General features: G+C 47.6%; 4 protein-coding genes. All 4 read right to left on the bottom strand.

All coding sequences use genetic code 11. The features are described 5' to 3' along the window. Positions 1–1,722: condensation domain-containing protein (locus tag DFQ01_RS31310; protein WP_181394756.1), on the bottom strand; the 1,722-nt coding region annotated here is incomplete at its 3' end. A gap of 25 nt (positions 1,723–1,747) precedes the next feature. Then, positions 1,748–3,493, bottom strand: coding sequence for an ABC transporter ATP-binding protein (locus DFQ01_RS30325; RefSeq protein WP_110047645.1), 1,746 nt, complete (start codon positions 3,491–3,493; stop codon positions 1,748–1,750). Then, positions 3,480–11,243 carry a non-ribosomal peptide synthetase gene (locus DFQ01_RS30320; RefSeq protein WP_110047644.1) on the bottom strand — a complete coding sequence of 2,588 codons (7,764 nt, stop codon included), beginning with the start codon at positions 11,241–11,243 and terminating at the stop codon, positions 3,480–3,482. The genes DFQ01_RS30325 and DFQ01_RS30320 overlap by 14 nt, the downstream gene beginning before the upstream one ends. A 39-nt stretch (positions 11,244–11,282) precedes the next feature. Continuing rightward, positions 11,283–13,268 (bottom strand): condensation domain-containing protein (locus tag DFQ01_RS30315; protein WP_245946951.1); only part of this gene is annotated, 1,986 nt, incomplete at its 5' end.

The raw sequence follows: 13,268 nt of genomic DNA, 5'->3' as shown, positions 1-13,268 counted from the left end.
AATCGTATCGATCTGGCAATCTTCAAGCATAAAGCGGAGTCTGCTCTCCGGATAATCGCCATCCAGTGGCACATACCCGCAACCGCATTTCACAATCGCCAGTATGCCGGCAATCATATGTACGCTTTTTTCCGTGACAATCCCTACTAAACGTCCTTCCTGCAAACCTTTCCTTTTCATCTCACCCATAATTTCATCGGAACGTCTGTCTAATTCTGCATAGGTTAACCGCTCCATGGGGGACAAGACAGCCTCTGCATCCGGATTCTGAGCTGCCTGCTGCCGGAACAGCTGCTGTATCGTTAATTCATGCGGATATTCGGTTTGGGTATCATTAAAATGATGTAAAATAAGCTGTTGTTCTTCTGGCGTAACAATCTCAATCTCTTGTATCGGCAAAGACGGCTTATTTACCATTCCGGTTATAAGCTGCTGCATTTGCTGCAACAGCCGCCCGATATCCAGCTCATGGTAGAGGCTTGGATCATACATCATTTTCATCGTGAAGATGTTCGTATGATCGATCATCAGATTCATTGCATAATTGGTTTTTTCACGGACACCGTCAGCTTCGATGCTCAGTAAGCTTTCCAGTTCATCCGCTGCAGGATTGACATAAAAGTTCTCAAACACCATCAACGTCTTGAGCGAATCTCCGCCAATCCCGCTGACCCGCTGTATCTCTGCCAAAGGAGAATAATCATGCTTTCCTGACTCTACAGCCTGATCATATAAACGGGGGACCAACGTTTCAAAACTGTCATTCTCTTCTATCTTTACGCGAACAGGAATCGTATTGATGAACAAGCCGACCATCTTGTCAATGTCCTTGAGCTTGGCATTGCGGCCTGAAACTACTTTGCCAAATACGACATCCTGAACATTATTGTATCTTTGCAGAACAATTCCCCAGCACAACTCAAACAATGTGTTCGATGTCACATGATGTTGTCTGCATAGTCTTACAATGCTTTCGCTTAACGTTTCGGACAATTCCAATTGGAGCTGGCCTACTGCTGTTCCGGTTACGACGGCCGTCCTGCTTGGAGCAATCTCTGCCACGCCGGAATAATCGGCGAGCAGGTGTTTCCAATAGTCCAAACATGCCTCATGATTCTGTTCTTTAAGCCAATGAATATACGCTTCATAGCTGGACGAACCGGCTGTTTCCTTTCGGATGGCTTCTCTGAGAATATCCTGCTCCGTGCCTTGACTGAGTGCGAGATAATAGTGCATGAAATCGGAGCAGAGGATGGATAAGCACCATCCGTCCATAATAATATGATGAAAGCTCCAAATCATTTTGTACTCGCCGCAGCCGGTCTGAAGGATGGTCATCCGCATGAGAGAATCCTTCTCCAGATCGAACCCGCGGGCGATATCTTCCCTCTTAATCTGTCGGATTTCTTCTTGCTTTTCTTCGTCCGAATAGGCGCTGATGTCGATCAGCTTCATTTCGATTTTTCTGTTCTTCAATAGCACCTGCTGAGGTTTTTTAACCTTCCTGTATACAATCGCCGTGCGAAGTATTGGATGCCTTTCCCCTAACAACTCCAAGGTCTGGTTCAGGTATGTTTCGTGAAGAACGCTTTTTATGGAAATGACTTCCTGAACAACATAGCTTGTCGAGTGCTCGTCCAGCATTTTGTGGAATAGCATGCCTTCCTGCATGGGGGTTAAGGGGTAGATTCTTTCAACCGTTCTCTCTTTATTTGATGCCATACCCGTTCGCTCCTTTAGGATGAAATTAAACCGTCAGCAGTTCTTCCTTCTGCCGGGCGTTGTCGGTCACGTTATACAAGGAATAAAAGAATCCTTTCTTCTCCAGCAATTCAGAAAATGAACCTTTTTCAACAACGCACCCGTTTTTCATCATAATGATTTCATCGTACATCCTTAGCGCATCACTGTTTAATTTATGTGTAACAATGATCCGGGTATTGTCCTTAATGTTCAGGATAGATTGTTCGATCGCTTGGGCCGTTTCGTTATCCAGTGACGAAGTCGCTTCATCCAGCAGCAGCACAGGCGTCCCCTTGATCAAGGCTCTGGCGATGGATACCCTTTGTTTTTCCCCTCCCGAAAGCTGTGACCCATTCTCGCCGCAGTTGAAGCCCGACCCTTTCTTCTCAATAAAACCGTCAAGTCCGGACATCGTTATAGCTTTCTGCAGCGCTTCTTGCGGATAGTTCTTATACAGGAAGACGTTATTTTCAATAGGTGCATCAAACATGAACACCTCTTGCTGGATCACGGACAGCATTTTGTAGAGACTCGTTGGATCTATATCCCTCAGCTCTACATCGTCAATGTAAATGTTCCCTTTGTATGAATCGTAGTAGCCCATCAACAGGTTCAGGAGTGTGGATTTCCCGCTGCCGCTTAGTCCGACTATGGCGTAGGACTTATTTTTCTCCAACGCCAGATGAATGCCGGTCAGCACATCCTTGTCTCCGTCGAATGAAAAGGACACATTGTCAAACACAATACTGTGATTAAATTGCTCTTTAGGAATACCCGCCTCTTTCTGTCCGTCGCTTATGAGCAGATCATCAATCTTCTGAATCAGCACTGCTCCGGCCTTCCGCTTGTTCAGGCTTTCAGACAAAATAACAATAGGCCCCAACAAATAATTCAAAAGCTGGATGTAAGCCAGGACATCCCCCGGCGTGGTCTTTCCTTTAATCGCAAGCCAAGCGCCGAATGTGAACGTGCCCACCACCACAATAAAACCGGCCACCTCTGTGAGGCTTTTAACCATCTCCGTCAAGTTTTTGAATTTCCGCTTATCCACCTCAAGACTGTTGTTTACGCCGGAAACCGCCGAAGATACTTCCTTCTCAACGCCAAAGCTTTTAATGACCGTGAATCCGTTGAAAATATCTTTAATCGTGGTCGTAAAAGCCCCGTTTTTCTCCGATACGCGTTCTTGATGGAGAGATACCTTTCCGTTGAAAGCAACCGACGTAATAATCGGCAGCAAACTTAGCACAATGGCAACGACAGCAACCTGGACATTGAGATAGAACATCGCCCCCAGCGCGAAAATAAACAGCGTCGCTTGCGTGATGATGACAATATTCCCCTCGACATAATCCGTTTCCACCGTCTTCACGTCATTGTTGATTACCGAGATATAGCTGCCGGAATTGTGACTTCGGAAATCGGACAAATCCTTTTTAATCATCCGGTCGGTAATCGCATTCTTGTAATTCACCATAGCTTCTTTTACGTATTTATTTTTCGTCCAATACTGCGTCACACTTACAATCAGGTACAGGGACAAGAAGGAGAGGATTACGAAGAGCAGATTAAATAAATCCGCTACCTCTCCGTCAATACTGATATTGATGAGCAGTTTTAAAATAAATGCTAAAGCGATGTTCAAACCCGCAATCATAATAGAAGCGATAACAGCACTGATAAGCAGAGACTTGTTCTGAAACAAAAGGCCTTTCAAAGAACTGCCGCTTTGACGTTTAATCGTTCTCATCTCCTTCAAACAAACTCAGCACATCGTCCAGTTCGCTGTCGCTCCACCCGATCTCATCGCCATAATCCGAAAGGGTATATTGCGTTCCTGTATGGCTGCTGCAATGTGCAATGATTGTACGCAGAGAAGCGGCGAATACCTCACTAAACCGGGTATGCACATCCATCTCTGAATGATTAAAGCCGATCGTAAATGCCATCTGGCCCTCTTGTACAATACAATCCACCGTGATAGGCTTTTGAAACTTGTTTTCGTCGGAGCTTACGCTGCCGCAGCCCAGCTTGGAGAATGAAAACTCCCCGCCGTCACCCTCGCTGCTGAAGTCTCCCAAATAATTAAAGCTGAGCTCAAGCTGCAGCGGCGCCAGCTGCGTCCTGATTTCCGGGTCGGACAAATACTTTAAGATACCGTACCCAAGGCCATAGTTCGGAACTTTACGGAGCGTTTCTTTCGTATGTTTAATCGTTGCTCCTAGGTCGTCGGTATGGCATTCCAACACGACAGGATACGTATTCGTGAACCAGCCTACCGTCCGGTCGATGCGGATCTGCGGTTCAATCGGATGTCTGCCGTGGCTTTCCAATTCGATGCCAACGCTTCCTACGCCAAAGCATTGCTGAACCGTCATGCTTAGGGCCGCTAATAACAGGTCATTGATTTCCGTGTTATATGCTGTGCCGGACTCATGCAGTAGCCTGTCCGTTTCTTCTCTAGTAAGCATGAATTCATGGTTAACGGTCACAGCCGCCCCGCTTAACTTCTGGGCATCCTTGTAGCAGGCAGTCTCCGAGAGCGGAACGGAGGCATCGATTTTGTGAGAGACCTCTTTCCAATACCCGAGCTCTCTTTTCAAGAGATAGCTCTTACTGAATGCGATCAGCCCTTCAGCCCAAGCCTGATAAGAAGCTGTCTTGCTAGGCAGACTGATGGTTTGGTGATCACGGGCTTGCGAATAAGCTGTACTGAAATCTTCCAGCAGAATACGCCAGGATACCCCGTCCACAACCAAATGATGAACACAGAAAAATAGATGCGTGCCATCATTCGCATGAAATAAGGCAGCCTTCAGCAGAGGACCCTTCTTGAGATCCATACTTGCTTGAATCGCATTGCAATGCTCCTCTACTGCTTGAGCCAATGCGTCGGCATCTCCCAGATCACGGTATTCAACGACCGTTAATTCGTACAACTGTCCTTCATCTACCCCGCAAATGCTGTGGGTGCCGCGCTCATCAAATCGGCTGCGCAGCGCATCATGATGCTTGGCCAATTGCTCCAGCGCTGTACGAACAAGGTCTTCGTTAAATCCGCCGGCCGAATGGATCATGATCGCTTGGTTGAAATGCTCAGGACGGGACAGCTCCCATTCATAAAATTGATGTTGAATTGGCGTCCGCTGAACCACTCCCGCTACCGGCTGCTGGTAGATTTCTAAATTGTCGGCTTGCGCTTTTTGTACTTTGGAGCTGATCGTACGGATTTCTCTGTGCTGTATTAATGTTTTTACATCCAGCTCATAGCCGTGCTCCCTTAATTTGGAGATGATGCGGATAGCCTTGATCGAGTCTCCTCCCATTTCGAAGAAGCTGTCGTCTATCCCTACTCTCTCCAGCCCGAGAACTTCACTGAAGACGTCCGTCAATATTGTTTCCAAGTCATTTCTCGGCGCTGCATAAGTTTGCATGGTCGTTTGTTCCGGTTGTGGAAGAGCACGGCGATCCAGTTTACCATTTGCCGTTGCGGGCAATTGCTCAAGCTGCACGAAATAGGCGGGTATCATATAAGCCGGCAGTTCTTGCCTGATCTTATCCTTTAGTTGTGTCAGGTTAACGGCCTGCTCCTGATCTTCGCCGACTATATAAGCACACAGATATCGGTCTTCTTCGCCATCTTTCCTGACCAGCACTGCGGCATCTTTGATTCCATCCTGCTGACGGAGAACCGTTTCGATCTCCCCAAGCTCAATCCGGTATCCTCTGATCTTCACCTGCTCGTCCATTCGGCCCAAGAACTCGATATTGCCGTCCGGCAGCCATCTGGCCAGGTCACCTGTCCGATAGATACGTTCACCCGGAACATACGGATTTTCGATGAATTTCTCACGGGTCAGCTCATCCCGGTTCAAATAACCTTTTGCAACGCCGTCTCCGCCTACGCACAGCTCGCCTGGAAGTCCGATGCCGCTTAGAATGCTGCCGTTCATAATATAGGCTGTACTGTTGCCAATCGGTTGGCCAATCGGTATGTTGACCTGCGGGTGTTCAACCTTGTATGTCAGGGAGAACGTCGTATTTTCAGTCGGACCATAGCAGTGAATAAGGGTAAGACCCTGATGATGCTGCAGCAGCTTGTTCACATGTCTCTCGGAGATGGCTTGGCCGCCAGTGAGGATATTTTTCATCCCCTTCATCCATCTCATATCGAGATCGACCAAGTTATTAAACAGCTGGGAGGTCAAAAACATCGTATTGAGGCGGTTCTGTTCAACTAAATCCGCCAGCTTTCCGGGATTTGCAAAAATATCACTGTCTACGAGACAGAGCACTCCCCCATTTAATAGAGAACCCCAAATTTCAAATGTCGTTGCGTCAAAAGATAAGGCGCCGGTCTGTAATATTCTCGCGTCACTGAAATCCACATAATCGGTATGCTGAACGAGTCTGACTACATTTTGATGAGAGACGACAACGCCTTTAGGCACCCCTGTTGAACCTGAAGTATAAACGACATAGGCAGTATCCGAAGGGGAAGCAGCATACGGGGCTAAGTTGAATCCCTCATAACGCTCCCGGATGTCTATCCTATGAGTCCCCTCTGGAATCCAAGCCCCCGTCCCGATAGTTCCCGAACCGTGCAGGATCGTATCGATCTGGCAATCTTCAAGCATAAAGCGGAGTCTGCTCTCCGGATAATCGCCATCCAGTGGCACATACCCGCAACCGCATTTCACAATCGCCAGTATGCCCGCAATCATGTCTGCGCTCTTCTCGGATACGATGCCGATCAGTTGTCCTGCTTGTATCCCTCTGCGCTGCAATTCACCCGAGATTTCATCCGACCGTTGGTCCAATTGTTCATAGGTCAGCACACCCTGCTCGGATATTACTGCCTCGGCATCTGGCGTTCTGATGACCTGTTCTTGGAACAGCTGCTGGATCGACTTCTCTTTCGGATAGAGGGAGCGGGTGTTGTTAAAATCAAACAAAATTTGTTGTTTTTCCGCAGGAGTCGCAACATCGATATCTTGAAGCGGTATCCAAGGCTGTCTAACCGCCTCTCGGATGATCTGTTCGAAATGAACGGCCATTCTGTGAACCGTCTCTTCTTTAAACAGCTTGTCACTGTACTCCCAGGTCATGTCATACCCATCATCGGTGTGATTAACAATCATAGTCAGATCAAACTTGGCTGCCTTGTTCTCCAGTTCGACCATATTGAACGTCAAGCCCTCCGCTGTCCATTCCTCTTCCATGTCCTGCAGCGCAAACATAACATCGAAAAGAGGGTGTCTGGACATCTCTCTCTGTACTTGAACTTTGTCAACCAGTTCTTCAAACGGGTACTCCTGATGATCCATCGCTTTCAGACATATTTCTTTCATTTCTTGCAGGAAGGCAGTAAAGGTTTTACCCCTTTCAGGTCTCCCCCGCATCGCAAGCGTGTTGACGAACATGCCCACCAAAGCTTCTGTATCCTGATGCGTTCTGCCTGATACCGGACTTCCGATGACGATATCCTCTTGGCCGCTGTATTTGCCTAACAAAATCATGAAAGCAGACAGCAGCAGCATATACTCTGTAGTTCCTGTTTGTTTGCACAGCTCGCGGATGTCGCTCTTTACAGTTCCGTTAAGACTTACATGAATAGAAGAACCTGTGTACTGTTTAGTCTGCTGTCTAGGAAAGTCTAACGGAAGCTCAAGTACGGGAATTTCACCGCTGAACTGTTCTGTCCAATAAGCCTCTTGACCACCCAAATCCCTTGCGCTCATCCATTCACAGTAGTCCTTGTATTGGATGTGCGGGGTTTTCAACGCTTGCCCGTTATAAAGCAGCGAGAACTCTTTGGTGATCGTATTCATCGACGCCCCGTCCGTAATGATGTGGTGCATATCAAACATAAGCAAATAATGCTCTTCTGCCGCTTTGACCACTTTAACCCGAATTAATGGGGCTTCCTCCAAATGAAAAGGACGAACGAATGGCTGAAGAAGATCTTCTGCCATCAGCTTCAGTGCCTGATTCTCCTCCACTGCCCCCTTCGACATTGCGGCAACTTCCGCGTAGGACTGGAGCGCTTCCACAGACATCAAGCCTTCATCCACTTCAACCTCAACTTCAACCGAATCCTCGATCCGCTGCACCGGATGATCCCCAGATACAATAAAGCTTGTCCTTAAGCTCTCATGTCTTTCGGTTAACTGCCGGATTACATCCTTCACCCTGCCAACATTCAGCTTGCCGCGGATTTCCAGAACGCCTGGCATGTTATACACCGTACCCAAATCATCCATTTGATGTATATAAAATACTCTCCGTTGAGCGGGTGATAACGGATAAACGTCTTTGGATTCCGACAAAGGGATAGGATGATACACAGCTTCATTTTGGCAAGCTGCTAAGTATTCACTTAATTCGGCGATCGTTGACCGTTCGAAAAATACTTTTAACGGAATTCTTAAGCTCGTCTTGGCTTCGGTCATATTCACGACGCGCGTCGCCTTCAGCGAATGGCCCCCGATTTCGAAGAAATGGTCATGAATGCTAAGCTGCTCCAGTCCTAATACTTCTTTAAATATGTCAGCTAACGTCTCTTCCAGGCTGTTTCTTGGCGCAACAATGTGCTCCTTCCGCTGATTGACCGGTTCAGGAAGAGACCGTCGATCCAGCTTACCATTGGCGGTTACAGGCAGCTTGTTAAGCCCAATAATATAGGCCGGAATCATAAATGAAGGCAGTACTTTCCGAAGCTCCTGTTTGATTTGCGCCGCATCCGCTTCTTGCTCCGGTTGATCTGAAACCACATACGCGCATATGTACTTGTCTCCCGATGAGTCTGACTTTGCGATGACAGCAACGTCCCGAATACCTGTCTGTTTTCTTATCGCACTTTCAATCTCCCCGAGCTCGATCCGGTATCCTCTTATCTTGATTTGCTCATCCATTCTGCCAAAGTATTCGATCGTTCCGTCAGGAAGCCATCTCGCCAAATCCCCTGTCCGGTACATCCGTTCGCCTTGGGAGAAGGGGTTATCTGTAAATTTCTCCTGTGTCAGCTCTGGCCGATTCAAATATCCTCTAGCGACTCCATCTCCAGAGATGCACAGCTCCCCGTAGATACCAATAGGTTGAATTTGCTGATGACTGTTTACGATATAAGCCTTCGTGTTGGCGAGCGGTTTCCCGATCGTCACTTTATTTTCGCTTCTGACATTTTGCAGCGCGGACCATACGGTAGTTTCGGTAGGGCCGTACATATTGTAGATTTCACAAGAGAACAACGTTTTCAGCGTATTGGCCAAATGTTTGGGAAGCGCTTCTCCCGTTACGATTATTTCCTGTACGCTGCTAAAAACATGTTCGATAGTGGCATTCTCGCCGATCAATATCTTCATTCTCGACGGGGTGGTTTGCACAATGTTAATCTGTTCTCTCTGGATTGCTTCAATAATCAATGACGAATCCTTTTGTCCGGCCTCATCCATAATGACAACACGCATACCCTTCAGCAGGGGAAGAATCGTTTCGATTACAAAAATATCAAAGGATATCGTCGTCAGATTCAGTATACTTTTCCCTTCTGTAAAGCGAATCTGCCGGCTTACTCCTTCGATCAGATTATGTACCGACGATTGCTCAATCATGACGCCTTTGGGCTTTCCGGTTGAACCCGAAGTGTAAATGACGTAAGCCAAATCCTCTGCAGCCGAGATGGAGGGCAAATTAGAGGAATCTGCATCGTAGCTGCCCTCACGCTGTACATCTATTATTTCCCCATGGAAATCGAGGTCCAGTGCAGCCATGATAGGATCTTCTGTCAAAAGAATGGCCGCCCCGCTATCCTCGAGCATATGCTGAATCCGTTCCAACGGATATTCCGGGTCAATCGGCAGGTAGGCATAGCCCGATTTCAGCACAGCAAGAATGGCGATAAGCATTTCTGGTTTCCGGCTTACCATAATTCCGATAATTCTAGCGCCGGAGGTGTTGCCTTTTCTAAGGGTACGTGCTAGCTGATTGGCTCTTTGATTCAATGCCTCATAAGTCATATGCTCCTGATTGAAGGTGACTGCATGATGCCCAGGAGTTCTTAGTACTTGTTCTTCGAACAACTCATGAAGGGTCTTGCTCTTCTCGTACGCCAACTCTGTTTGATTAAAATCAATCAGAATTTGCTTTTTCTCGGCTTCTGATAAGAGGTCAACCTCATGAATTTTGGCTTCCGGCGATTGAACCATTGCAATGAGAAGGCGGCTTAACGTGTCCAAAAGCCTTTCCATTTCTAATTGGCCATACAGACCGGCATCATATAATACTTCCATTTTCAACGTATCTGCCACATGCACGAGCAATGTAATCGGATAGCTCGTTTGCTCCTCCATGCTCTCCACTTCAAATGGCAATCCGCCGCCTTCGCCCAGCTCTTCATCCACATAATAATTTTCAAATGCAACGAGCGTCCGGATTAATTGATCCTTCAGACTGCTCTTTTCCTGAATTTCTACTAATGAACAGAAATCATGCAGGTTGCTCTCCAAAGACTGTTCCTGCAGCTCCTGGATTAGTTGGCTGAAACGAAGATTCTTAGAGTTGTTTACGCGGACAGGAATCGTATTAATAAACAGCCCCACTGTATGTTCGATTCCGCGAATGTCAGCGTTTCTACCAGATACTACTTTTCCAAAAACCGCATCACCCGTACCGTTATATGTTTGCAGAAGCAGCCCCCAGGCCGTTTCCACAATCGTATTCACTGTACAATTTAATTGATGGCTCAGCTTTAAGAGTCCTTCGCTTGTATCTTTGGTGAGACTTGCTTTTACAGAATCCGCCTGTTTGGTTGACTCATGACCGACAAGCAAGGGCGGAATTTCCGCCCCCTGCTCATAATCCGACAGCAACCGTCCCCAGTATTCCAAAGAACGTCCCTTGTCTTGTGCGGACAGCCATTTGATATAATCTTCATACTTAGCGCTTCCTCTTGAAGCTTCTTGCATCTCTTGAAGGAGAGCTTTCAGAGGTTTGCCGCTCTGTAATAAGGTGTAGTTGTCCAAGAAATCCTTCATTACTAACGACATGCACCAGCCGTCCATAATAATATGATGGAAGCTCCAGAGCAGCTTGTAATGCTGCTCCTCCATCTTCACCAGGCAAACTCTCATCAACGGGTCTTTTTCCAGATCAAAATGGTTCTCTGCGTCCAGCCTCTTGATTTCTGCTAGCCGCTCATTTTTCGCGAGAGCAGAGAGATCCGTAAGATCCACGGCGGAAAATCCGATGGTTCTGTCCTTCAGGATAATATTCCGCGGCTGCTTCACTTTTTTATAAAAGATGGATGTTCTTAAAACCGCATGCTTCTGGGCGAGTAACAATAAACTTTGCTCTACGCAACCCGCATCCAGCTTGCAGTCAAACCGGATCATATTCTGGACAAAATAGTGGCCCACGCTGTCGTCAACCAACCTATGATACAGCATGCCTTCTTGCATGGCGGTCAAAGGATATATCCGCTCAATGTTTGTATTATCCATCGCTATCTCCAATCCTTGGACATATTTAGATAAGCCACCTTACTTGTAATTGTTCATAATCTCGTTGAATTCATCCATCTCCAAATCCAGATCGCCAAAATCAGAAGCGGTAAAGCTGCCGGATTCTTTAGCGGCACAATGCTTCACAATTTCGGTTAATGCGCTGACGTAACAAGCTGTGAATTGTTGGATCTGTGCTGCTGAATACTTTGCCGCATCATACGTAACCTCAAGTACCAGCTGTTTCTTGACTATGCTGGAATTCAGAGTAATCGCGTTCAGCGGGGCGTTATCGTTGCCTGTACTTTCACCGGTTGATAACTCAGAGATATCCAGAAGAGTCGCTTCTTTGACTTCGTTAACAAATTCGCCCAGATAGTTGAAGCACAAATCGGCAGGCTCGCGGACGGGAAGCGTGTTGCTAAAGCATTGAATCACACCGTAGCCCACCCCATGATTAGGCACTTTCCGCAGCATTTCTTTAATCGTGCCAATATTGTCCCCAAGGTCCTCCGACGTACAAGTCAGGTTCACAGGGTAAATGCTTGTAAACCAGCCTACCGTTCTGTCGATTTCTATCTTCTTATGGATGGCTTCCCTTCCATGGCCCTCCAAATCAACAGCTACCTGTGATTGTCCGGTCCATAGCTGAACTCCTCTAGCCAATGCCGTTAACAACAAATCGTTGATCTCCGTATGATAGGCGGCACCCGACTGATACAACAGCTGTCCTGTAAGCTGTTCATCCAATTCGACAGCGGCAGTCTCCGTTCCAATGTTGCCTGTTTCCGTTGCCCCCTGCAGTCTGCCTTGCTCGGTTTCTTGACTGATCTTCTTCCAGTAATTCAGTTCCCGTTCTATCTCTGCGCTTGCTGCATACTCATTCAACGCTTCAGCCCACTGTTGGAAAGAAGCCGTCTTCAAAGGCAAGCTTACTGCTTCACCATTAGCAATCTGCTGATAGGCTGTAACCAGATCTTCAACCAGTATTCGCCAGGACACACCATCAACGATCAAATGATGCGCACACAAGAACAAATGATCTTTATCCTTGGTTTGGAAGAGCGCTGCTTTCAGCAATGGGCCCGCAGCCAAATCCATAGCCGCCTGCATTCCGTTGCACGCAGCCTCCATCGCAGCGCAGGCTTGTTCACTTGGCTTGTCGGACAGATCCAACACTTGCAGTTCAACAGAAGGGGACTCTTGGGAGCTAAGGATATTTTGCTGTCCATCTTCAGCATATACGGCTCTTAACATGTCATGATGGCCGCATAAAGCTGTAAGAGCGTCCTGTAAATTGCTGCTGTTCAATCTCCTTACCGCGTCCAGCATCACAGCTTGGTTGTAATGGTGCGGACTTGCCAGATTCCAGTTAAAGAACTGCTGCTGGATTGGAGTCAGCCTCACCCCACCGGTCACTTCTTCCTGTGAATAGCTGGACCTTCCTTCCAGATCGGTTTCCAGCTTGCCGGCAATGAAGCGAATCGACCGTTCCTTCATTAAGTCTTTCACACTCAGTCCGTATCCTGCTTCCCGCAGCCTGGATATGACTCTGATCGCCTTAATCGAATCTCCGCCCAGTTCGAAGAAAGAATCGTCTATCCCGATGCGTTCCATTCCCAATATCTGTTCGAAAATCTCCGCCAACGTCGCTTCCTCTGCGTTACGCGGCGCCGTATACTCACTTCCGCTGCTAAGCACCGGCTCCGGCAGTTTTCTCCGGTCCAGCTTGCCGTTCACCGTCACCGGCAGCTTCTCCACCTCTATAATGTGGCTCGGAATCATATAGTCCGGCAGTTGCCTCTGCAGCGCCTTCTTAATCTCAGCCGGCTCGAGTCCTTCCGCCTCCGTTGTCTTCATGACATACGCGCAGATATAAGGGTCTGCCGCCGCATCTTTCCGAATGATCACCGCCGCATCACGGATGCCTGCCTGCTGGATCAGTACCTGTTCAATTTCGCCCAGCTCTATCCGGTAACCACGGATTTTCACCTGCTCATCCATTCGTCCCAGATATTCCATACT

The sequence above is a fragment of the Paenibacillus cellulosilyticus genome, from assembly GCF_003182255.1.
GTDB lineage: Bacteria > Bacillota > Bacilli > Paenibacillales > Paenibacillaceae > Paenibacillus_T > Paenibacillus_T cellulosilyticus.
Note: the sequence above shows the minus strand (reverse complement) of the source record. Positions and strands in the feature narration are given on the sequence as shown.